Origin of the sequence: Methylobacterium sp. 391_Methyba4, assembly GCF_029691625.1 — a bacterium.
GTDB lineage: Bacteria > Pseudomonadota > Alphaproteobacteria > Rhizobiales > Beijerinckiaceae > Methylobacterium > Methylobacterium fujisawaense.
Genome location: NZ_CP121475.1, coordinates 5,564,061 through 5,586,931, shown reverse-complemented (window position 1 = coordinate 5,586,931; position 22,871 = coordinate 5,564,061). Strand labels below are relative to the sequence as shown.

Sequence of the window (22,871 nt, the reverse complement as noted above, 5' to 3'; positions counted from 1 at the left end):
TCACAACAACCTCCGCAATCGACCAAAATCTCTAGGTTAAATCATATTACGATTTTGCAAATTTTTGGTTTAAAACTGTGATATAGGCAGTTGATCGATCCGTTTTTTGGATCTATGTCCGCAAACCTAAGAAGATTGGAATTCCTAGGGAGATTGTACGGACGAAATAGAATTACATATGGAGGACAAATTGGGGACAAATTCGAAAAACGATGGTATTGTCGATTACGGATACGCGGCGTGGGCGGGATTCCTAGGCGGAAATCTTTCGAGCTTCGTCAAGTGGGGATCCGAGATCCCTTTCCCGCCCCGGGAGGCCGGCCGCATCTCGCCACCCTTCGCCATCCTCAAAGCGCTTGGCCTAAACGCCGAGGACATGACCTACGTCTTCACCGGTCACGTCATCAATTACGGCGTCGCCCTGGTGCACCAGGGCTTCTCGATCGTCTTCGGCCTGCTCTATTGCCTGCTCGCAACGGCATGCCCGCTCGTGACGCTGGGGCAAGGACTGGCCTTCGGACTGATCATAACCCTCCTGTTCCACGCCATCCTGCTGCCGCTGGGCGGCTGGGCGCCCCAGGTCTGGGACATTTCCGCCCATGAGGTGTTCTCGGAGGTGTTCGGGCACCTGCTCTGGGCTTGGACGATCGAGATCGTCCGGCGCGACATGGTGAGGATGCGGTTCGCGTCAGCGTCCACCTTGGCGAAAGCCAGCTCTGAAGTTCGATCGATGGCAACGAACAGGTAGAGGGTGCCATCTCCCGTCCAGACCTCTGCGAGATCGATGTGGACATAACCGATGACATCATCGGCAAAGCGCGTCGTCTTGCGCTGATCGCCTTTTCGGCCCTTCGCCGCATCGGCCGCCGTCTGCCGAGCTCGCCACGTCTGGCGTTGTCGGGCTGACGCCGCAGCGTCCGGCGGCGGCCCTCACACCGTCTTGACGGCGCTGTCTTGCGCGACGGAGCGCCTCCGTCGTGCGGGCGCTGCCGTGGCGCCTTCGGCCCAGCGCGCATCCCAAGGGATCCAGCACCCGATCTCAGGGGTCTGCCCGCAGCATCGCCGACATGGCGGGGTCCGCGGGAATGTCGGCTTCCGCCGCCTCCGGGGAGGACGGGAGCGGGCCGCTTTCAGCCTTTGCATCGGTTGCCGCTCATCCAGCGCGTCTTCGGGGACGCGGTGCTGGCGTGTCTCGCACCTCTCCTTGCACAGGGCTTGCAGGTTGCCGACGGCAGTCGGGCAACTGAGGTGCGATCAGCCATGGAGGAGCGGGCAGGCAACGCAACGTCGAGCACTTACTGGCGCACGCAGGAGATGTTCCTCATCCAAGAGGTCATGAACCTCGTCGGTAAGGGCCTGCACCTCGACCAGGTCGCCCGCGAGATGCTGCACCTGCTCTCGGAGATCGTCGGGCTCAACCGTGGACGCATCGTCCTGAAGGACCCTGACGGCGCCGGCTATCGCATCGCCCATTCCTACGGCCTGACCCGCGAAGAGGTCGCCCGCGGCCGGTATGCGCCGGGCGAGGGCATCACCGGGCGTGTCATCCAGGACGGCCACCTCGTCATCGTCCAGGACATCGACAATGACCCGGTCTTCCTAGGGCGTGCGGTCGAGCGCGCGCGACTGCCCCGTGGCGCGGTGTCGTTCCTGGCGCTCCCGATCCGGGTCGAGCAGAGAACTGTCGGCGCCATCGCCTGCCACAGGATCCGCCACCGGGAGCGACCGCTCTCCGACGACCTCACCCTCCTTCGCATCATCGCCACGATGGTCAGCCAGTTGCTGACCCTGAACGAGCGGGTCGAGCGGAAGACACGCGCGCTCGAGGAGCACAACGATATGCTCGCTCGCGAGTTGCGCATCAAGCGGGCCCGCTACGGCATCATCGGCACCTCGCCCGCACTGCTGCGCGCGCTCGTACAGGTCGAGAAGGTCGCGGACGCGACCGCGAGCGTCCTGCTGCTCGGCGAGTCCGGCACCGGCAAGGAACTGTTCGCTCGCGCGCTCCACCTCGCAAGCCCCCGGCGGGACCGGCCGTTCGTCAAGGTGAACTGTGCGGCCATTCCAGAGAGCCTCTTCGAATCCGAACTGTTCGGCCACGAGCGCGGCGCGTTCACCGGGGCGGTCGCGGCACGCGCCGGCTGGTTCGAGCAGGCGAGCGGCGGCACCATCTTCCTCGACGAGATCGGCGAGATGCCGGCGATCCTCCAAACCAAGCTGCTGCGGACCCTGCAGGAGGGGACGGTCGTTCGCCTCGGTGGCAAACGGGAGATCCGCGTCGACATGCGCCTGGTCGCCGCGACCAACCGGGACCTCGCGGCCGAGGTCGCCCACGGCCGCTTCAGGGAGGACCTTTTCTACAGACTCAACGTCATCCCGATCACCCTGCCGCCCCTGGCCGAACGGCGAGACGACATTCCGGACCTCGTGCTGCATTTCCTGACGCAGGCGAACCAGGCCAACCAGCGCAACGTCAACCTGACCCGGTCGGCCGTCGCACATCTCGCGCGCCAGCCCTGGCCGGGCAACATCCGCCAACTCGCCAACTTCATCGAGCGGCTCGTCTTGCTGGCCAGCGAGGGCGTTCTCGACGTCCACGACCTGCAGCCGATGCTTGGGGGCGTGACTGTCTCGGGGGCGGTTGCGCCGGGGCCGGCACGGCACATCGTGCCGTCGGGGGGAGACCCGGTCCATGCGATGGGCGGCCTTCGGCCCTATCTGCCCGCCGACTCGCACGATGGCGAGCAGTTGCGCCTGGCCCTCACGCAAGCGGGTGGCAACAAGACCCGCGCCGCGCAGAGGCTTGGCCTCACCGAGCGCCAGTTCTCCTACCGCTGGCGGAAGCTCCAGCCGATGGCCTAACCAGCCTCGCCCAAGTCCGACAATGTCGACACAATGTCGACATTCACTGTCGCAACCGGGCGATCAAATCACCGCGGCCCTCACCTAAGAATTTGGAAAACCTGGATTTTCAAAGATAGTTCCCGGTTCGGCCATCCTGGCATCTGCCTTGCGCAAGTCCTTCCGAGCCGCCCCCGACAATTGCGGGGCTGAGCCGGAAGGAACACCAGATGAGCGCGAGCGCCGCCCCGAAGACCGTCACCACCTACCTGCGTCCGATCAACCGCGACGGCCTGATGCAGTTCGCCGAGAAGGGCCGCTGCAATCCCGGCTCGCGCGGCACCAACAAGGTGCACACGGTCGTCGACGGCCAGTACCGCACCCTCAGCTACGTCGGCGACCATGCGCCCGTCGTGGTCGACGAGCCGCTGCATCTGTTCGGCGAGAACACCGCGCCGGCGCCCGGCGAGATCGTGCTCTCCGCCCTCGGCGGCTGCCTCGCGGTCGGAATCACCGCGGTGGCGACCTGGAAGCAGGTGCGCCTCTCCCGCCTGGAGCTCCACCTCGAGGGCGACATCGGCAACCCGGCCGCCTGGGGCGCCGGCGGGGCGGAGAAGAAGCCGGAGGATATGGGCTTTCAGGAGATCCGGGTCGCCGTGACCATCGAGGGCGACGCGACCCGCGAGGCGCTCGACGAGATCGTGCGCCACGCGAACCACTTCTCGCCGGTGGCCAACACCCTGCGCAACCCGGTCCCCTTCAAGATCGGCCTGGCCGATTGAGCGCGTCGGCGGGACCCGGCGGGCCCGCCCCCTTTCCCCTTCCTGAGGAGATTGCACGATGTCGAGCGCCCTCGCCCTTCCACCGGCCGGGCCCTCCGTGACGGAGGCGCCGTTCGCGAGCCCGGCCGGCCGCACGTGGACGGACGAGACCGTCCTCGCCGAGACGACGGCCATTGCCGACGGCCCCCTGGGCGCGGCGGCGAGCAAGATCGACCACGGCGCGTACCCGCTCGACATCATGGGCAGGCTCGGAGACGCAGGCGCGCTCGGCGTCCACCTCGACCGGCACGGCGCGCGCGTCGGCCTGGCCATCGCCGCCATGCAGGCGGCGAGCCGGGCCTGCGGCGCCACCGGCTTCCTGATGTGGTGCCACGATGTCTGCGGCCTCTACCTGGAGCGCTCGGGCAACCCGGCGCTCTCCGGCGCATTCCTCGACGACCACGTCGCGGGCCGCACCTTCGGCGGCACGGCGCTCTCCAACCCGATGAAGGCGTTCGCCGGGATCGAGCCGATCCTGCTGCGCGCCCGTCGCGTGCCCGGAGGCTACCAGGTCAGCGGCATGCTGCCCTGGGTCAGCCACATCGGCGCCGGCCAGTACTGCGGGGCCATCGCGGGCGTCCTCGGCGCCGGCGACGCCATCAGCCACGAGATCATGTTCCTGCTGCGCTGCGACCGCGCGGAGCTGCGGCCCTGCCCGCACTTCTCCGGCATGGAGGGCACCAGCACTTGGGGCGTGCGGCTCGACGAGTACTTCGTCGGGCAGGACGACCTGATCGCCGATCCGGCCCGGCCCTTTATCGGAGGGATCCGGGGCGCCTTCATCCTGCTCCAATGCGGCATGGGGCTCGGCGTGGCCGAGGGAAGCCTCGACGCCATGCTGGCGGTTGAGGAGACCCTTGGGCACGTCAACCAGTTCCTCGATGACCGCCCCGACACGGTCGCGGCCGAGCTCGCGGAGCTCCGCGCCCGGGTGATGCGGCTCGCCGAGACGCCCTACGATGGCTCGACCGACTACCTGATCGACGTCCTCGACGCCCGGGCCCAGACCGCCGAGCTGGCCCTGCGCGCGTCGCAGTCGGCGCTCCTGCATCAGGGCGCGCGCGGCTACCTGATGTCGGCGGCCCCGCAGCGCCGCGTCCGCGAGGCGCACTTCATCGCCATCGTCACGCCGGCGATCAAGCACCTGCGCTGGGAGATGGCGCGCCTGTCCCGAGAGGTGCTGCCGAGCGGCACCGGCGTGGGAGGTCGGGCATGACCGTCCTGGAACCCACCGACGGCCTCGGCCCCTGGAAGCAGTTCCTCTGCCGGGCCTGCGGGCTGATCTACGACGAGGGCGAGGGCGATCCCGACAGCGGCCTGGCGCCCGGAACCCGGTTCGCCGACATCCCGGACGACTGGGCCTGCCCGATCTGCGGGGTGACCAAGTCCGACTTCGAACCGTACCGGCGGCGGGCCCCGGTCGCGCCGGTGCCGGCGGCCGCGGCCGCGCAGCGCCGGCCGGGCGTAGTGATCGTCGGCGCCGGTGCCGGGGGATGGGCGGCCGCGGAGGCGATCCGGGCCGAGGACACCCAGGTTCCGATCACACTGGTGACGGCCTGCGGCGGCGACGTCTACCACAAACCGGAACTCTCGGTTGCGCTGGGACGCGGCCTGTCGCCGGACAGGCTGCGTCGGGAGACGGGCGCCGCGGCGGCTGCCCGCCTGGGCCTGCGCCTGATGGCCGACACCGTGGCCGTGGGCCTTTCCCCGGAGCGGCACAGCCTGCGCACCACGCGCGGCACCCTGGGGTACACCGCCCTCGTCCTGGCCCACGGCGCGCGTCCGGCGCTGCCGGCCTGCCTCGACCCGACCCTGTGCTGGCGCGTGAACGACCTCGCGGCCTGGGCCTCCCTGCACGCCGAACTCGCACAGGGCCCCCGTGCCGTCGCGGTGATCGGCGCCGGCATGGTCGGCTGCGAACTCGCGGAGGACCTCGCCCGGGCCGGACACGCCGTGACGCTCGTCGGGATCGGGGCGCTGCCGCTGCCCGAGCTCCTGCCGGACGTGGCGGGCCGCCGGCTCCTGGCCGGACTCGAAGGGCTGGGCGTGCGCTACCGGGCCAACGCCGTCGTGCGCGGCCTCGGCCGCCGGCCGGACGGCGAGGTTGCGCTCACGTTCGCGGACGGGACGATTCTGGTCGCCACGACGGTGATCGCCGCGACCGGGCTCGCCACGCCCTCGCGGCTCGTGCGCGGTGCCGGGCTCGCCTTCGACCGCGGGATCGTCGTCGATCCGGCGACCCTGCGCACGAGCGGACCCGACATCTTCGCGCTCGGCGACTGCATCAGCATCGCGGGGCGACCCTGCCGCTTCATCGAGCCGATCGCCCGCCAGGCCGAGGCCATCGCCCACGCGATCCTGGGCCGGGAGCATCCGGGCTACGCGCACGCTTTACCCGTCATCCGTCTGAAGACGCGTTCGACACCGATCGCGCTGCACGGCGCGCCGCTCCCCGGGGAGCCCTGGCACATCGTCGAGCACACCGAGAGCCGGCTCGCGATGGAACAGCGGCGCGACGGCGAGGTCACCGCCTGGCTGGCCGCCTGAGGCGCTGACGATGACGAACGATTTTCACGCAACCGATCCCGCCTTGGCGCAGGCGCACGGACAGGTCGAGGCCAGCCTCTCGGCCACGACCCCGCGCCCCGCCGTGAACGGCCTCATCGACGAACCGACCCACACCGCAACCTTCGCCATGCACGATCCCCGGAGCCGCGCCGCGGCGGCGATCGACAGCGTGCTCGCCCAGGTCGGCGAACAGGGCCGGACCGTCGCGTGGATCCTGGAGACCCCCGGCCACGCCGACCCCCTCTCGGCCGCGCCGCACCTCCGGGAGGGTCTTGGCGGCCGGCTCGGGATCGGGCGCGGCATCCTCCAGGTGCAGGACGCGTGCGGCACGCTGTTCAACGCGGGGACTGAGGTCGCCCGCCCAGGCGCCGCGTTCGACCGGTTGTTCGACGAGGGTGACGGCTTCCGTGACGGTCGGGACGGGAGCGTTCGCGATCGCGGGCGTCTCCCGCGTCTCCCGCGTCTCCCGCGTCGACTGAGCCCCGGTCCCGGCCTTCGCGGAAGGCGCCGGCAGCGGCCGCTCCGGCCTTCCCCGGCCCTCCGCCCGTGCAACCCGCAAGAGCCCGCTCGACACGGTGCCGGGAAGGCTCATCGGAGGTGCCGGCCTCGCGATGCTGCTCCGGTGATCCGGCACGGTTCGACGCTGTCGAGAGACCGTCACCGGCCCACCGTCTCGACCTTCGCCAGCCAGGCGGGGGGATGCTGATCCGAGCGAAGATTTCATGATGCGGCGCGCTTGGCGCGACAGTTGCTGCGAATTTCAAGACTTCAACGCCGGAGTTCTCGATGGCCCGTTCCGACAATCCTTTTGATGCCCGGCGCAGGCTCGGCGGCTGCTCCTGCGGTGCGCATGCGGACCAAGCCGCGCACGAAGCCTCTCTCCCGTCGGGCGACGCCGCGGTCGTGCGCGTCGTCGAGGCGGCGATGCTGCGGGCGCTGTTCCCGCATGATGCCGGACGCCGCGCCTTCCTGAAGAGCGTCGGCGCCGCGACCGCCGCAGCGGCGGTCGCCCAGTTCCTGCCCACGCAGTTCGTGGCCGAGGCGTTCGCCGAGGCCGGCAGGCCGGAAAGGGCGGATCTCAAGGTCGGCTTCATCCCGATCACCTGCGCCACGCCGATCATCATGGCCAAGCCCATGGGCTTCTACGAGAAGCAGGGCCTGAACGTCGACGTCGTCAAGACCGCCGGGTGGGCGGTGGTGCGCGACAAGACCCTGAACAAGGAATACGACGCCGCCCACATGCTCGCGCCGATGCCGATCGCGATCACGCTCGGCCTCGGCTCGAATCCCGTTCCCTTCGCGGTGCCGGCGATCGAGAACGTCAACGGCCAGGCGATCTGCCTCGCCAACAAGCACAAGGACAATCGCGATCCGAAGAACTGGAAGGGCTTCAAACTCGCCATCCCGTTCGACTACTCGAACCACAACTACTTGCTGCGCTATTACTTGGCCGAGCACGGCATCGATCCCGACACCGACGTGCAGCTCCGCTCGGTGCCGCCGCCGGAGATGGTCGCGAATCTGCGCGCCGACAACATCGACGGCTTCCTGGCGCCGGACAACATCGTCCAGCGCGCGGTCTACGACGGCGTCGGCTTCATCCACGTGCTGTCGAAGGAGATCTGGGACGGGCATCCCTGCTGCTCGTTCTCGGTCGCGCAGGACACGATCCGCGAGATGCCGAATGCCACGGCCGCGCTCCTGCGCGCCATCCTCCAGGCGACCGCCTACGCCTCGCGGCTGGAGAACCGCAAGGAGATCGCCGCCGCAATCGCGCCCGCGAACTACCTGAACCAGCCGCTCACCGTCGTGGAGCAAGTCCTGACCGGTACCTACGCGGACGGCCTCGGCAGCGTCAGGAAGGATCCGCGGCGGGTCGCCTTCGACCCGTTCCCATACGAGAGCTTCGCGATCTGGACGCTGACCCAGATGAAGCGCTGGGGCCAGATCAAGGGCGATGTCGACTACGCCGCCGTAGCGAGGCAGGTCTACCGCGCCACCGATGCCGCCAAGCTGATGAAGCAGGACGGCCTCGCCCCGCCGGAAGCCACCACGAAGACGTTCGTGGTGATGGGCAAGCCCTTCGATCCGGCCAAGCCCCAGGAATACCTGGATTCCTTCAAGATCAAGCGCGCGAGCTGAGTCATGCAACGCACCCTGACCCTGCGCGCCGGTATCCTCTCCCTGGCGCTCCTCGCGGTGATCCTACTCGGCTGGCAGGTCGCGGTGAGCGGCACGGCCAAGACCGAGGCGATGGATCCGGAATACGCGGCCCTGATGGGTCAGGCGGCCACCACCGGCAAGTCGGCCATGCCCGGCCCCCTGGATGTCGGGGCGACCATCTGGGGGCACCTGAGTGACCCGTTCTACGACCGCGGCCCGAACGACAAGGGCATCGGTATCCAGCTCGCCTATTCGATCGGGCGCGTGGCGCTCGGCTACGGCTTGGCGGTGCTGGTGGCGATCCCGGTCGGCTTCCTCATCGGCATGTCGCCGCTGATGAGCCGGGCGCTCGATCCGTTCATCCAGATCCTGAAGCCGGTCTCGCCGCTCGCCTGGATGCCGCTCGCCCTCTACACCATCAAGGACTCGGCCCTGTCGGCGATCTTCGTGATCTTCATCTGCTCGCTCTGGCCGATGCTGATGAACACCGTGTTCGGCGTGTCGAGCACGCGGAAGGAGTGGCTCAACGTCGCCCGGACCCTGGAGGTCGGGCCGGTGCGCCGGGCGTTCACGGTGATCCTGCCGGCCGCCGCGCCGACCATCCTCACCGGAATGCGCATCTCCATCGGCATCGCCTGGCTCGTGATCGTCGCGGCCGAGATGCTCGTGGGCGGCACCGGCATCGGCTACTTCGTCTGGAACGAGTGGAACAACCTCTCGATCACCAACGTGATCACCTCGATCTTGGTGATCGGCGTCGTCGGCATGGCCCTCGACCAGCTGCTGGCGCGCGCGCAGCGCCTCGTCACCTTCCCCGAATGAGGCACCCGATGAGCAAGCTGCTTCCCTTCGTGCGGCGCTCCAGCCGTGCCGCCCCCGCTCCCGTTCAGGCCGGGACCAGCCGCATGTCGAACGCAGAGAAGTTCATCTCCATCGAGGGGATCGCGCGGCGCTATCCGGGGCCAGGGGGCAAGACGGCCACGATCTTCGAGGACCTGTGGCTGCCCATGCGCCGGGGAGAGTTCGTGTGCATGATCGGGCACTCGGGCTGCGGCAAGACCACGGTGCTCAACATCCTGGCGGGGCTCGAGGCCCCGTCCGAGGGCGTCGTCATCGTGGATGGGCAGGCGATCGAAGGAACCAGCCTCGATCGGGCGGTGATCTTCCAGGGCCACGCCCTGCTGCCCTGGCGCAGCGTGCTCGGCAACGTCGCCTACGCGGTCTCCGCGCGCTGCCGGACGGCGCCCAGGGCCAAGGTCGAGGCGCGCGCGAGGAAGGCCATCGCCACGGTGGGACTGGCGGGCTCCGAGCACAAGCGCCCGTCCGAACTGTCGGGCGGCATGAAGCAGCGCGTCGGCATCGCCCGGGCGCTCTCGATCGAGCCGAAGATCTTGCTGATGGATGAGCCCTTCTCGGCGCTGGACGCGCTGACCCGGGGAACCCTGCAGGACGAGGTCCGCCGCATCTGCGTCGAGACCGGCCAGACGGTGTTCATGATCACACACGACGTCGACGAGGCGATCTATCTCGCCGACCGGATCGTGCTGATGACCAACGGACCCCGAGCGAGGGTCGCGGAGATCGTCGAGAACCCGCTGCCGAAGGACCGTGATCGCACGCAGCTCCACCATGCACCCGGGTATTACGCCCTGCGCAACCACCTGATCGACTTCCTGGTGACCCGCTCCACGACACTGCGGGACGCGATGCCGGACGGGTACGACCCGCGCCATCCGCCGGTCGTGCGGCCTTCCCTGAGCGAGGCGGACGCGGCAGCCGGCGCCGCCGAGCCTCCAGCCCGCCGGGCCTGATCCGCGGCCATCGCCCACGCGGCGGGATAGCCGCCGCCGGATCGCGCGGAAGGCATCGGCAGTCCCGACGCTAAACCGCTTCGCCCGTCGCCCTCCCCCGGTGCGCGAACGCGAGGCGTGACTTGCCGAACTCCTCGGCCTCACCGAGGCGGAGGAGCGGATGCTCAACGAGCCGCTGATCTACCGGTTCTACGAGCGGGTGATGGTCTACGGCACGACCTTCGAGGAGCTGATCCAGGAGGGGTTCGGCGACGGCATCATGTCGGCCATCGACTTCAACATGGACATGGCCCGCGAGGCCAGCAACAAGGGCGACCGGGTGCGGCTCACCATGTCGGGCAAGTTCCCGCCGCACAAATCTTACGGCAACAACGACGATAGGCCGGAATACGGGCTCAAATCATAATGAAATCAGGTCCGACCGGCGGCTCTCAATGTGGTGTAAATGCTTCCAGTATAATTACGACCAGAACAACTTGAGATTTACGATCTGCCAATGAGCCTGTAATGTTTCGGTGTGAGCCCGGTCAACCGCCGAAAAGCCGTTGCCAGATGGCTTTGACTGGAGAAGCCCGTATCGAAGGCAATCGCCGTGACGGCAAGGTCGGTCGAGAGGAGCATGGTCTTGGCCCGCTCGACACGGCGTGAGAGGACATACTGGTGAACCGTCGTTCCCCATTGCTTGAGGCACACGCGGGATAGGGTGCGAGGGGATACGCCGATCTCGGCGGCAAGCGCCTCGAGGGAGAGGTCCTCGGCGAGCCGCTCTTCGATCAGGTCGCGGATGCGCCGCATCTCGCCGCGATCCAGCGCATCGTTCTCCAACGCCGTCCGTGATGAGCGACCGTTCGCCGTATAGGCCCGGACAAGGCGCACGACCATCGCGTGGACCAGCTCGTCGACATAGAGCGCCGATGAGGCATCGGGCTCCTCCCGCAGGATCTCCAGGATGGCCAGGGCCAGCTGCTCGAGGAGCGGATCAGACGTTCCGAGCGGAATGTCGAGCTCGACCCGTGGCGCCGTCGCACTCCACATCTGGCGCGCGGTCTCGTCGATCAAGCCCTGGCGGAGATGCATCGCAAGCATCTCGGAGCGTCCGCGTCTTTGCCACTCGCTCTTGTCGTGGGCGGGGATCAGGTGGAACTGCCGGGGGCGCAACGTGCTCGCCTCGGTCGCGCCGCCGCGCCCGATGCGTCGACGGATCTGGGCCGGACGCGCGACGCAGTAGCCGAGGCAGGGATTGCCGACCGGATCGAGTGTCCCCGTCCACGGCTCGACGGCGACGTGCTGCGCGTGAATGTCCCGCCAGCCCCGCCCCGTGCTGCGGGCCAGCGCGATATTCTTCGGCCAGGAGCCGATGTCACGCGTCTGCATCGTCGCGCTCGTCATGTCCCCGACCCTGTCGGCACGTCCCGCCAGCCTCCGCGCTGCACGCTGTCCGGAATCTGTTCGAGCCCGGCCCGAATTTGGAAGAGTGCCGTCCAAAGCTAAGGGCAGTCTAGGGCTTGAACAAGTCATCACTGGCGGACAGCTCGGCATTCGACTGCTCGTTCCGCAACTGTATTGGCTCAATTTCGAGCAGATAGCTCGCTTCTCCGGCAGGATGTTCGGCTGGACGGAGCGTGCGTGGAGAGCGGGCACGATGTCCTCATTGTTCAGCGAACTCCGGGTCCGCGATGTCACGTTGCGCAACCGCATCGCGGTCTCGCCGATGACCCAGTTCTCGTCGCCGGACGGCCTCGTGAACGATTGGCACTTGGTCCATCTGGGCTCGAAGGCGGCGGGCGGCGCCGCGCTCGTGGTGGTCGAGCAGGCGGCCGTGTCGCCGGAAGGCCGCATGTCCACGCAATGCGCGGGCATCTGGAACGACGAGCAGGGTGAAGCCCTGGCCCGGATCGCCCGCTTCGTCTCGACCGTCGGGGCCGTGCCCGGCATCCAGCTCGGCCACACGGGCCGCCGGGGCTGCGTCGAGCCTCCGTGGAAAGGCGGCGGCCATCTGCCGGAAGATCACCCCGACGCGTGGGAGATGATCGGCCCCTCCGCGGATGCGTTCGGCGGGGTCATGCCGCGCATCCCGCGGGCCATGACGCACGACGATATCGCGACCGTCACGCGCCAGTACGCCGAGGCCGCACGCCGGGCGCGGGACGCCGGCTTTCAGTGGCTGGAGATCCACTGCGCGCACGGTTTCCTCCTGTCGAGCTTCTTTTCGCCCCTCGCCAACCGGCGCACCGATGAATACGGCGGCGATTTCGCCGGGCGCAGCCGGCTGCTTGTCGAGGTCTTCGAGGCCGTCCGCTCGGAATGGCCCGAGCGGCTGCCGCTCTCCATGCGGTTCGGCGTGACGGAATTCGCACCCGGCGGCCAGACCATCGACGAGTCGGTCGAACTGGCCCGCCTTCTCGCCCCCCGGGGACTCGACCTCGTGGACGTCTCCTTCGGCGGCAACTCGGGCCGCGCCCAAACGCCGTGGGACGAAGAGGGCTTCATGGTCCCGGCGGCGCAGCGAATCCGCAAGGAGGCGGGGGTCCTGACCGCCGCGAACTGGAACCTGGCTGATCCCGTCTTCGCGGAATCGATCGTCAGGGAGGGCCAAGTCGACATCGTCATGCTCGGCAGGCCGATGCTCGCGAACCCCCACTGGCCGGTCTACGCGGCGATGGTTCTGGGCGAGGCGCGCCCCTACGACATGCTGCCTGTCCAGTTCAAAACTTGGCTCAACAAGTATCAACGCAGCCGCGTCAACAACGGATTCGGCCACGTGGTCGCCGATGCCGCATCGAAGGCTGCCGAATAACCGCCCGATATAACATCAACGCGTCGAAGCCGGAGGTCGAACGGTGTCAGCAGAGGAAACACATCTCGAAGTCCCGAAGAACGATCTGCCGCAGGCCCGACTCGGATGGATCATGGCGTGCATTCAGACGGTGATCTACGGCAGCTTCGTCGGCACCTTCATCGTTTCGCCCGCCACCATGACGCGGCCGATCGCGCCCGGGATGGCCGTGACGGTCGCCACCGTCGGCGGCCTCCTCGCCATCCTGTCCACCATGATCCTGACGGGACTCTACGTCCTGCTCGCCAACCGTCTCACCGCGCGCTGAGGAGGCGACCCCATGCGAAGATCCCTATTGGCCACCCTGCTGCTCCTGGGCGCGACCGCCCCGGCGCTCGCGGGCGATCCCGGCGGCGGCCTGAACGCCGCGGCGATCGGAATGTTCGTCGGCATCGTCATCGTGACGCTGGGCATCACCTACTGGGCGGCCCGGCGCGCTCAATCCGCCGATCAGTTCTATGCCGCCGGGGGCCAGATCTCCGGCTTCCAGAATGGCATCGCGCTGGCCGGTGACATGATATCGGCCGGCGCGCTCCTCGGCCTCGCCGGATTGATCTGCTCCTCCGGCTTCGACGGCCTGATCTTCGCCGTCGGCTACGCGACCGGCCTGCCCTTCGTCGTCTTCCTGGTGGCCGAGAGATTGAGGAAGCTCGGCCGCTACACGGTGGCCGACGTCCTCGCGACGCGCCTGTCGGAAACGCCGATCCGCATCTTTACTGCCATCGCCACCCTCGTCATCGTGATGTTTTACCTCATCGCCCAGATGGTCGGGGCGGGACAGTTGATCCGACTGCTTTTCGGGCTGGACTATCTCTACGCGCAGATCCTCGTGGGCGCGCTGATGATCTGCTACGTGATGTTCGGCGGCATGGTGGCGACGACTTGGGTGCAGATCGTCAAGGCGACGCTGCTGCTCGCCGCCGGCGTCGCGATCGCGCTGCTCATCCTGGCGCGCTTCGGATTCGACTACGACAGCCTCATCGCCCAGGCCATTGCGGTGCATCCGAAGCACGCCGCCATGATGATGCCCCAGGTCTATTCGGGCAGCGTGTGGCAGTCGATCTCCCTTGGCATGACCCTGATGCTCGGGGCGGCAGGCCTGCCGCATGTCCTGATGCGCTTCTTCACCGTCCCGGATACCCGTGCCGCCCGCGTGTCGGTGTTCTGGGCGGTGATGTGCCAGAGCGGCTTCTTCGCCCTCATCTTCGTCATCGGCTTCGGAGCGCTGGCCATCATAGGCGGGGACCCGGCCTATCTCGACGCCAAGGGCGCCATCCGCGGCGGCGGCAACATGGCCACCGTCCATCTGTCGCACGCCTTGGGTGGCGACACGCTCATGGGCCTCGTCTCCGCCGTGGCGTTCGCCACGATCCTGGCGGTGGTCGCAGGACTGACGCTGACGGGAGCCTCGGCGGTTTCGCACGATCTCTACGCCCGCATCATCGGCCGGGGCCGGGCAACGGAGCGCAGCGAGATCCGCGCCTCGCGGCTCGCCACGGTCGGCCTCGGCATCATCTCGGTACTGCTCGGCATCGCCTTCCAGACCCAGAACGTCGCCTACATGATCAGCCTCGCCTACGCGGTCAGCTGCAGTTCGACCCTGCCGCTGCTGATCCTGGCGCTGTACTGGAGCGGCCTGACGACCCGGGGCGCCATCGCGGGAGGGGTGACCGGGCTCGTCGGCGCGACCGTCCTGACGGTTCTCGGCCCGCCGGTCTGGGTGAAGGTGCTCGGAAACGCCGCACCGATCTTCCCGATCGATCCGCCCACGATCGTGACGATGCCATTGGCATTCCTCACGGCGTTCGTGGTCTCGGCGATGGACCGCAAGTCCGCGCCCGCGGCGGCGATGTCGCCCGCGACCTAGCGCTACTCCTGCGGGGCCTCGCGATCTCGACCGTTGCGAGCCCCCCCCCTTGACGGTTCCGCCATGGGCACGCGCCGGTCAGGCATAGAAGCAATCCATCGCGGAACGATGAAAGGTCCGCGTCCCAAGTATAAGGTTCACAAAGCGGGAATTCTGCTTCCGGCCATGACCGCCGGATCGTGGGCGCTTCAGAATGACTGGGTTGGGTGCTTTCCTGCCCATCGGCTTTCGGCGGCCGAATCCGTAAGTTCGCCCGTTCGCCCGGATCGTGTCGGTCGACGGATGCGCGCCCATTTGGGTCGTCCAAGTCCCCCAAGGCAGTGCCCGAAAGCGGCACGCGACATGACGGCGTGCGCCGGCTTGCGCGCATGACAACGGCAGCCAACCGAGACCAGCCAATATGCCCCACGGATCGTTGCGGGCGGGCCCCTCTGCGCAACGCGAACCTGTCCCATGGTGACGCTTGTCGCCCCAGGACAGGACGGCAGCGTCGAAGATCGAGCAGAATGGCTTTGAGCCGCGCGGTCACACGACGATGGCGTGCACGGTCGGGTCCGTCGGGGCCAAGGTCGAGACTGGTCACGCTTGCTGCCAGGGCCAAAATCCAAGTGCCGGCTCTTCGGCAGCAGCCTCAAGGTGCTTCTGAACCAGCCGAACAGAACTGCACTTGAGACGGGCGAATATTTAGGGATCTCGAAACCAGGAAACATGGACATCGTTCCAGGTCGAGGGTCGTGCGCTTCACCGGCCGGACCGGTAGCGCGCTGAACGCGCCGCGATCGAAAAATGGCGGCTCAAGCGAGGATCTGCGCCCCCGACGCAACGCCGCTCGCCGACGAAGCAAGTCACACGAACAACATTCCAACCGGCCGACCCTCGCCCCCAGTGCGTTCGGTGCGCAGATCCGAGGCGCTGCAGGCTAATCGAAGAGTCCTTCCACCCGCCCTCGACGAAGCGGAATCTTAGCCTCGTCGCCTCAAGTAAAATGGCATTCTGTTTTCTTGAACGACGATATCGTTTGCGCATAATTTCTTTGCCTGAGGGGACACAAGCGATCTTTCCCCGAAAAAATATAAACAATATGATTCTTTACTGGGGCATCACTTCGGATGTCCTTGCTATACCGAGACGACTCGCCGATGCAGTTTGCACCTTCCGCCATCTCTCGCAGAGTCTCATCCCGGCTCGGGGTTCGGCGAGGCTGTCTCGCACTCCTTGCCCCTCTCTCCGCCGAGGCCCTGTCGCCGAGCGCCGTCGAGACCGTCACGGGCGAGGCGGGCCCGCAGACGGATGCCGGCGCGATCGGCGGCGCCCCTCATGGCGGCGTCAAATGGCATGGGCCGCGGGCGCCCGACGCGGCCTCGCTGGCTGCGGCGGGGTTGTCAGGCCGACCTGATCTCAGGAGGCACCGGCGGCGCCTGTTCTCGCGACAAGCTCGTGTTCGAGGTCTACGCTCATCTTGCCGTAGGGAACGGTATCTTCTTCGAGCCGGTGGTCCAGTACGTCGTGAACGGTGATCCGTACTGGAATCCGTACGCGGCCAATCGCTCGAAAGACGGCGTTGACGTTGACGCCACGCGGATCGTCCCGCTGGCGGCGATCTTCGGCCTCGCTCCGGGCTGAACCGCCCGACCTTCCCGCCCTCACCACACCGACTGCGACGCGCTGCCATGCCCGGCCAGACCATTCGCTTCAACGCCTTCGCCATGAATTGCGTCGGCCATCAATCGCCCGGCCTTTGGGCCCACCCGCGAGACCGTTCGTGGCGATACAAGGACTTGGAATACTGGCAGGATCTCGCTCGGACTTTGGAGCGGGGCATCTTCGACGGTGTCTTCATCGCGGATGTCGTCGGATACTACGATGTCTACAAGGGCTCCAACTGGCACGCCCTCGAGCAGGCGGCCCAGATCCCCGTGAACGATCCGCTGCAGCTGGCCGCGCCGATCGCCCTCGCCACGGACCATCTCGGGATCGGCATCACTGCATCCACGTCCTTCGAGCATCCCTACACCTTTGCAAGGCGCCTCTCGACGGCGGATCACCACACCAAGGGCAGGATCGGATGGAACATCGTCACGTCCTACCTGGAGAGCGGAGCCAGGAATGTCGGCCAGAGCGGCCTGCAGCGCCATGACAACCGCTACGAGGTCGCGTCGGAATACGTCGAAGTTCTCTACAAGCTCTTCGAGGGGAGTTGGGAGGATGGGGCGGTCCTGCGGGACCGGGATAGGCGGATCTTCACGGACCCGTCGAAGGTCCATGAGATCGGCCACCGCGGGCGGCACTTCACGGTCCCCGGCTATCATCTCAGCGAGCCCTCACCGCAGCGCACACCCGTGCTCTACCAAGCCGGCGCGTCGGGCCCCGGCAAGGCCTTCGCGGCAACGCATGCCGAATGCGTCTTCGTGGCCGCGCCCCTCAAGGCGATGCTCAGGGCCTATGTCTCCGATGTCCGCGCCAAGGCCGTCGCCGCGGGGCGGTCGGCTGAGGACATCCTGATCTACAACCTCACGACCGTGATCGTCGCCGAGACCGACGAAGCCGCGCAGAGGACGTTCGAGGACTATCAAAACTACGCATCCTACGACGGCGCGCTCGTCTTCATGTCGGGCTGGAGCGGGATCGACTTCGGGCAATACGCACCGACCGATCTCGTGAAGAAGGTCGAGACCAACGCCATCGTCTCGATGGTCGAGACCTTCACGGCGGACGAGAAACCCTGGTCGATCGCCGAGTTGGCCCGGTGGGGCGGCATCGGCGGAATCGGGCCGGTCTTCGTCGGCTCGCCGACGACCGTCGCCGACATCCTGCAGGAATGGGTCGAGGAGACCGGGGTCGACGGCTTCAACCTCGCCTATGCGGTCACGCCCGAGACCTTCGAGGATACGGTCAACCTGCTGGTGCCGGAACTGCAGCGTCGCGGTGTCTATCCGAAGGCGTACAGGCCCGGGACCCTGCGCGAGAAACTGTTCGGACGCGGCGCCTACTTGCCCGAGTCCCATCCGGCTCACGGCTACCGGGACATCGAAGCCGTGAAGGCGCGCGAGGCCGCGGGCCTTGCGGCGGCCGAGTGAGGGCGGCGATGCCCGAACCTCTTCTCGACGTCTTGGACGTCTCACTCTCCTTCAGAGGCCTGAAGGCGCTCGACGCGTTGAGCTTCTCGGTGACGCGCGGCGAGATCTGCGCCCTGATCGGTCCGAACGGCGCGGGAAAGAGTTCGGTCCTCAACATCCTCAACGGCGTCTATCGCGCCGATGGCGGGGCGATCGTGTTCGACGGCGGCCGCCTGGGACAGATCCGTCCGGTCACGGCCGCGCGGCGGGGCATCGGGCGGACCTTCCAGCACGCGGCCCTGTTCGGCGGCCTGAGCGTGCGCGACAACGTTCTCGCCGGCCTGTCGCGCAAGAGCCGGACGACGCTCCTCGACGATGCCCTGGGCCTGCCGCGCGCGCGCGCGGAGACGCGCGGATGTCTCGCTGCAGCCGACGAGATCCTCGGCTTCCTCGATCTCGCTCCCCACCGCGACCGCCTCGTCTCGACCCTTCCCTACGGCCTTCAGAAGCGCGTCGATCTCGGGCGGGCGCTGATCGCGAAACCCAAGCTCCTGCTTCTCGACGAGCCCATGGCCGGGATGAACGGCGAGGAGAAGCGGGCCATGGCGCGTTTCATCAGGTCCGCGCGCGACACGCTCGGGACGACGATCGTCCTGATCGAGCACGATATCGGCGTGGTCCTCGGTCTCTCCGACCACGTCGTCGTCCTCGATTACGGGCGCAAGGTCGGGGACGGCCCACCGTCCCAGGTCCGCAGCGATCCGGCCGTCATCGCCGCCTATCTCGGCAAGCCGCAGTGAGGACCGCGCGATGAGCTTCTTCCTGGAGACGCTCGTGGGCGGAGTGCTCGCGGGCGTGATGTATGCCCTCGTCGCGATCGGCTTCGTGCTGATCTACAAGGCGTCCGGCGTGTTCAACTTCGCGCAGGGCTCGATGGTGCTCTGCGCTGCGCTGACCTTCGTGACCCTGACGGAGAAGGGACTTCCGTTCTGGCTCGCCGGTCTCGTCACCTTGGCGATCATGGTGACGCTCGCGGTGGCGGTCGAGCGGGTGGTGCTGCGCCCGCTGGTCAACCGCTCGCAGGTCACCCTGTTCATGGCGACGCTCGGCCTGTCCTACATCATCGAGGGCGGCTCGCAGTTTCTCATGGACGCGCGCGTCCACGAACTCGACCTCGGGATCGCCGACCTTCCGGTCGCGCTCGGACCGATCCAGGTCAGCTCGTTCGATCTGGTGGCCGCCGCCAGTGCCGGCGCGCTGGTCCTGGGTCTCGCCCTGTTCTTCGAACGCACCCGGATCGGCAAATCCCTGCGCGCCGTCGCGGACGACCCACAGGCCGCGCTCTCCGTGGGAATCCGGCTTCCGGCACTCTGGGCGGCCGTCTGGGCCGTGGCCGGGTTCGTCGCGCTGGTGGCGGGACTGCTCTGGGGCGCACGGCAGGGCGTCCAGTTCTCACTGACCTTCGTGGTGCTGAAGGCGCTGCCGGTGCTCATCATCGGCGGATTCACCTCGATCACCGGCGCCATCGCCGGCGGCCTCATCGTCGGGGCGGGCGACGCCCTGGCCGAGATCTATCTCGGGCCGCTCCTCGGCGGATCCGTCTCCACGTGGTTCGCCTACGGGCTTGCGGTCGCCTTCCTGCTGGTACGGCCGGCCGGATTGTTCGGCGAGCGGCCGATCGAAAGGGTCTGACGCGATGCCTCCCGCTGCCGCGGCCCTCGACGGCCGCGCCCTCGCCGCGACGTCCACGCCGGCCGGTTCACCGATCCGGGCAGCGGGCATTCTCGCCGCCCTTGCCATCGCCGCCGTGGCGGTGCCGGTCGTCGCGGACGACTACTGGTACAACGCGATCCTGATTCCGTTCCTGATCATGGCGCTGGCGGGCCTCGGCCTGAACCTGACCATGGGCTTCGCGGGCCAAGCGTCCCTCGGCACGGGCGCCTTCATGGCGGTCGGCGCGTACGCAACCTACAACCTCCTGCTCAGGGTGCCGGTGCTCCCGCTGCCCTTCAGCCTGCTCGGTGGAGGGCTGATCGCCGGCCTCGTCGGCCTCGTCGTCGGCCTGCCGAGCCTGCGGATCAGGGGGTTCTACCTCGTGGCGCCGACTTTGGCGGCGCAGTTCCTGATCGCGTGGACCTTCAATCAGGTCGGCTGGTTCTCGAACTACGCCACGTCGAGCGCGATCTCGGCCCCCCATCTGGCCTTGCTCGGCCGCGATCTGTCGAGCCCGGCCGGGCGTTACGCCTTGACGCTCGCGAGCGTCGTCGTCGTCACGGCCGTGGCGTGGCGGCTGGTGCGGAGTCGGACCGGCCGCGACTGGCGCGCCGTACGCGACGGCGAGACGGCTGCCGCGATCATCGGCGTCCCGGTATCCCGAGCGAAGCTGTCGGCCTTCTTCGTCGGGGCTGCCGTGAGCGGCGTGGCCGGCGCACTCTGGGCCTTCGCCTATCTCGGCACGGTCGATGCCCGAAGCTTCGATCTCGATCGCTCGTTCCAGGCGATGTTCATCATCATCGTCGGCGGTCTGGGCAGCCTGTCGGGAAGCTTCCTCGGCGCAGCGTTCATCGTGCTCACGCCGATCCTGCTCTCGCACCTGTCCGGCACGATCCTGGGAACGGGCCTCGACGGCGGGCAGATCGCCAATCTCCAGCGCGTCGTCTTCGGCGCCCTCATCATCGGCTTCCTGATCAAGGAGCCGAACGGCCTCGCCGCGCTCCTCGGGAGCCTCGTAGACCGCCTGCGCCGTCTGGCCCACCGACCTGACCCTCTCGGAGAAGACAGATGACCCGCCTCGCACGGACCATGCGCATCGTTGCGCTGGCCGCCCTTCTCGGAACCGGCACGGTCACCACGGCCCCGGCCGGAGACGCGGCCCGGCAATACTTCCCGCTCCCAACATTCCGCGTGGGCGCCTACGCCTCGTCCGGCATTCCCGTCTGGGCCGGGACCATCGATTACCTTCGCTACATCAACGAGGTCGAAGGCGGCATCAACGGCGTCAAGCTGTTCTGGGACGAGTGCGAGACCGAATGGGCGGTCGAGAAGGGCGTGGAGTGCTACGAGCGGGTGAAAGGCGGCCGTGACGGCTCGCCCGTGCCCCTCTTCCTGCCCCACGGCGATCCGGTCTCGAAGGCGCTTACCGAGAAGTCGGTGGCCGACAAGATCCCCCTCGTGACCACCGGCTACGGCCGAACGGAGGCCATCGACGGCCGCGTGTTTCCCTACAGCTTCACGGTTCTGTTCAGCTTCTGGAGCGAGGCCTCCTCGGCAATCAACTATATCGCCGAGCAAGTGGGCGGGAAGGACAGGCTCAAGGGCCTGAAGATCGCCACCGTCTACCACGACAGCCCGTATGGGAAGGAGACGCAGATCCCCCTCGACCTTCTGGCCAAGACCTACGGCTTCGAGAATATCCAGATCGCGGTGCCGCATCCCGGCAACGACCAGTCCGCGCAATGGGCGCGGATCCGGCAGATCAAGCCGGATTGGGTGTTCCTGCGGGGATGGGGCGTGATGACGCCGGTGGCGATCAAGACCGCCGCCAAGACGGGTTTCCCCGTCGATCACATCATCGGCGGGATCTGGTCGGGCTCCGAGGAAGACGTGCGCCCGGCCGGCAGCGTCGGGAAGGGATATCGCGCCATCACACCGTTCCCGGCGGGGCAGGACTTCGAGATCCTCAAGAAGATCAAGGCCGCCATCGTCGACAAGGGCCTGAGCGACCTGAAGGACCCGAAGAGCTTCGGATCGGTCTACTACAATTCCGGCGTGATCGAAGCGATCATCGCCGTCGAGGCCATCCGGACGGCGCAGGGGCGCTTTGGCCGCAAGCCGATCGACGGCGCACAAGGGCAATGGGGCCTGGAGCACCTCGTCCTCGACGAGCCCCGCCTGAAGGCGCTGGGCGCGGAAGGGCTGGTGCAGCCCCTCCGTCTCTCGGTGAAGGACCATGAGGGAGGCGGCGCCGGCAAGGTGCTGCAGTGGGACGGCACGCAATGGGCGGTGGTCAGCCACGGCTGGGTGAAGTCCGACCGGGACCTGCTCCTTCCGCGCATCTACGAGCGCGCCGCGGCCTATGCCCGGGAGAAGGGCATCACGCCCCGCAGCGAGGAGACCGCCGAGGCGATCGCGCGATGACGGCGCCGGCTGCCTTTCTCGAGGTGGACGGCATCGAGGCCGTCTATGGGAACGCCATCCTGGCGCTGAGGGACGTCTCCCTTTCCCTCGGTGCAGGAGAGATCGTGGCGTTGCTCGGCGCGAACGGCGCCGGGAAGACCACGACGCTCAGGGCGATCTCGAACCTGCTCGGTGCGCAGCGCGGCTCACTTCGCCGCGGCCACGTCCGCTGGCAGGGGGAAGCGACCGCGCGGCTCGATCCGGCCAGCCTCGTCCGAAGGGGCTTGGTGCAGGTGCTCGAAGGCCGGCACGTCTTCGGCCAGCTCACGGTCGAGACGAACCTGGAGATCGGCGGCTATCTCCGCCGACCGAGCCGAGCGCAACTCGCCCGCGATCTGGAGCGGATCTACGCGTGGTTCCCACGCCTCAGGGAGCGCCGGCATACGCGGGCGGGACTGACCTCGGGAGGCGAGCAGCAGATGGTGGCCATCGGCCGCGCCCTGATGACGCGTCCGAAGCTGCTCCTGCTGGACGAGCCCTCCATGGGCCTCGCCCCCCGCGTCGTCGCCGAGATCTTCGAGAGCCTCGCTCGCCTGAACCGCGAAGAGGGGCTGAGCCTCCTCATCGCCGAGCAGAGCGCTCACCTCGTCCTGGAGCACGCCCACCGCGCGGTCGTGCTCGAGAACGGGCGCGTCGTCGCGACCGGGAATGGCCGCGACCTCTCGGCCAGCGGCCGGCTCGACGCTCTCTACCTCGGTGAGCCGGGCGCCACGCCGACACGCCACTGACCCA

The 22,871-nt window shown here is 67.7% G+C and carries 20 protein-coding genes and 2 pseudogenes; 19 read left to right on the top strand and 3 right to left on the bottom strand.

Going from position 1 to position 22,871, the window contains the following annotated elements:
* The first annotated feature begins 178 nt into the window (after positions 1-178).
* Positions 179-748 (top strand): DUF1440 domain-containing protein, encoded by a 570-nt coding sequence (locus tag P9K36_RS26285; RefSeq protein WP_053609338.1) that lies wholly within the window; start codon positions 179-181, stop codon positions 746-748.
* On the opposite strand, the pseudogene P9K36_RS26280 reads toward P9K36_RS26285, so the two are convergent.
* A pseudogene (locus tag P9K36_RS26280) lies at positions 697-1,009 on the bottom strand (IS481 family transposase); the annotation flags it as partial. The gene P9K36_RS26285 and the pseudogene P9K36_RS26280 overlap by 52 nt on opposite strands.
* Before the next feature lie 251 nt (positions 1,010-1,260).
* Between P9K36_RS26280 and P9K36_RS26275 the strand changes: the two are divergent.
* The 4 genes from P9K36_RS26275 (at position 1,261) to P9K36_RS26260 (ending at position 6,209) form a co-directional block, all read left to right on the top strand.
* A complete protein-coding gene (locus tag P9K36_RS26275) occupies positions 1,261-2,862 on the top strand; it encodes a sigma 54-interacting transcriptional regulator (RefSeq protein WP_278307329.1) in 1,602 nt (533 codons plus the stop codon).
* A gap of 209 nt (positions 2,863-3,071) precedes the next feature.
* Complete coding sequence (locus P9K36_RS26270) at positions 3,072-3,623, top strand: OsmC family protein (RefSeq protein ID WP_278306226.1); 552 nt, start codon at positions 3,072-3,074, stop codon at positions 3,621-3,623.
* A 58-nt stretch (positions 3,624-3,681) separates the two neighbouring features.
* Positions 3,682-4,878 (top strand): acyl-CoA dehydrogenase family protein, encoded by a 1,197-nt coding sequence (locus P9K36_RS26265; protein ID WP_278306225.1) that lies wholly within the window; start codon positions 3,682-3,684, stop codon positions 4,876-4,878.
* Positions 4,875-6,209 (top strand): FAD-dependent oxidoreductase, encoded by a 1,335-nt coding sequence (locus P9K36_RS26260; RefSeq protein ID WP_278306224.1) that lies wholly within the window; start codon positions 4,875-4,877, stop codon positions 6,207-6,209. The genes P9K36_RS26265 and P9K36_RS26260 overlap by 4 nt, the downstream gene beginning before the upstream one ends.
* Here the strand turns inward: P9K36_RS26260 and P9K36_RS26255 are convergent.
* Positions 6,187-6,822 (bottom strand): hypothetical protein, encoded by a 636-nt coding sequence (locus tag P9K36_RS26255; RefSeq protein WP_278306223.1) that lies wholly within the window; start codon positions 6,820-6,822, stop codon positions 6,187-6,189. The two genes, P9K36_RS26260 and P9K36_RS26255, sit on opposite strands and share 23 nt — an antisense overlap.
* Positions 6,823-7,016: 194 nt before the next feature.
* Between P9K36_RS26255 and P9K36_RS26250 the strand changes: the two genes are divergently transcribed.
* The 4 genes and pseudogenes from P9K36_RS26250 to P9K36_RS26235 all read left to right on the top strand — a co-directional run.
* Positions 7,017-8,372 carry a CmpA/NrtA family ABC transporter substrate-binding protein gene (locus P9K36_RS26250; RefSeq protein WP_043379219.1) on the top strand — a complete coding sequence of 452 codons (1,356 nt, stop codon included), beginning with the start codon at positions 7,017-7,019 and terminating at the stop codon, positions 8,370-8,372.
* A 3-nt stretch (positions 8,373-8,375) separates the two neighbouring features.
* On the top strand, positions 8,376-9,215 hold the full coding sequence (ntrB, locus tag P9K36_RS26245) for a nitrate ABC transporter permease (protein ID WP_043759789.1): 840 nt from the start codon (positions 8,376-8,378) through the stop codon (positions 9,213-9,215).
* 8 nt (positions 9,216-9,223) lie between these two features.
* Positions 9,224-10,204, top strand: coding sequence for an ABC transporter ATP-binding protein (locus tag P9K36_RS26240; protein ID WP_043759788.1), 981 nt, complete (start codon positions 9,224-9,226; stop codon positions 10,202-10,204).
* A gap of 124 nt (positions 10,205-10,328) precedes the next feature.
* A pseudogene (locus P9K36_RS26235) lies at positions 10,329-10,610 on the top strand (cyanase); the annotation flags it as partial.
* A gap of 77 nt (positions 10,611-10,687) precedes the next feature.
* Here P9K36_RS26235 and P9K36_RS26230 read toward each other — a convergent pair.
* Positions 10,688-11,593 (bottom strand): AraC family transcriptional regulator, encoded by a 906-nt coding sequence (locus P9K36_RS26230; protein WP_043759786.1) that lies wholly within the window; start codon positions 11,591-11,593, stop codon positions 10,688-10,690.
* An 85-nt stretch (positions 11,594-11,678) separates the two neighbouring features.
* On the opposite strand from P9K36_RS26230, the gene P9K36_RS26225 reads away from it, so the two are divergent.
* The 10 genes from P9K36_RS26225 (at position 11,679) to P9K36_RS26180 (ending at position 22,867) form a co-directional block, all read left to right on the top strand.
* The gene (locus P9K36_RS26225) at positions 11,679-13,001 is read left to right on the top strand and encodes an NADH:flavin oxidoreductase/NADH oxidase (protein ID WP_236952753.1); all 1,323 of its coding nucleotides are present in this window, start codon (positions 11,679-11,681) and stop codon (positions 12,999-13,001) included.
* Positions 13,002-13,044: 43 nt separating this feature from the next.
* Positions 13,045-13,308 carry a DUF485 domain-containing protein gene (locus P9K36_RS26220; RefSeq protein WP_043379227.1) on the top strand — a complete coding sequence of 88 codons (264 nt, stop codon included), beginning with the start codon at positions 13,045-13,047 and terminating at the stop codon, positions 13,306-13,308.
* A 12-nt stretch (positions 13,309-13,320) separates the two neighbouring features.
* Positions 13,321-14,907, top strand: a complete 1,587-nt coding sequence (locus P9K36_RS26215; RefSeq protein ID WP_111473522.1) for a cation/acetate symporter ActP — start codon at positions 13,321-13,323, stop codon at positions 14,905-14,907.
* A 1,437-nt stretch (positions 14,908-16,344) separates the two neighbouring features.
* Positions 16,345-16,530 (top strand): hypothetical protein, encoded by a 186-nt coding sequence (locus P9K36_RS26210; protein ID WP_124262961.1) that lies wholly within the window; start codon positions 16,345-16,347, stop codon positions 16,528-16,530.
* A gap of 47 nt (positions 16,531-16,577) precedes the next feature.
* Positions 16,578-17,984, top strand: coding sequence for an LLM class flavin-dependent oxidoreductase (locus P9K36_RS26205; protein WP_075381105.1), 1,407 nt, complete (start codon positions 16,578-16,580; stop codon positions 17,982-17,984).
* A gap of 8 nt (positions 17,985-17,992) precedes the next feature.
* The gene (locus P9K36_RS26200; RefSeq protein WP_043759779.1) at positions 17,993-18,763 is read left to right on the top strand and encodes an ABC transporter ATP-binding protein; all 771 of its coding nucleotides are present in this window, start codon (positions 17,993-17,995) and stop codon (positions 18,761-18,763) included.
* Positions 18,764-18,773: 10 nt separating this feature from the next.
* A complete protein-coding gene (locus P9K36_RS26195) occupies positions 18,774-19,655 on the top strand; it encodes a branched-chain amino acid ABC transporter permease (protein WP_043759777.1) in 882 nt (293 codons plus the stop codon).
* 4 nt (positions 19,656-19,659) lie between these two features.
* Positions 19,660-20,748 carry a branched-chain amino acid ABC transporter permease gene (locus P9K36_RS26190; RefSeq protein WP_043379245.1) on the top strand — a complete coding sequence of 363 codons (1,089 nt, stop codon included), beginning with the start codon at positions 19,660-19,662 and terminating at the stop codon, positions 20,746-20,748.
* Positions 20,745-22,100 (top strand): ABC transporter substrate-binding protein, encoded by a 1,356-nt coding sequence (locus tag P9K36_RS26185; protein WP_043759775.1) that lies wholly within the window; start codon positions 20,745-20,747, stop codon positions 22,098-22,100. Before P9K36_RS26190 ends, P9K36_RS26185 begins: the two co-directional genes overlap by 4 nt.
* Positions 22,097-22,867 (top strand): ABC transporter ATP-binding protein, encoded by a 771-nt coding sequence (locus P9K36_RS26180; protein WP_043379252.1) that lies wholly within the window; start codon positions 22,097-22,099, stop codon positions 22,865-22,867. The genes P9K36_RS26185 and P9K36_RS26180 overlap by 4 nt, the downstream gene beginning before the upstream one ends.
* The last annotated feature ends 4 nt before the right edge of the window (positions 22,868-22,871 follow it).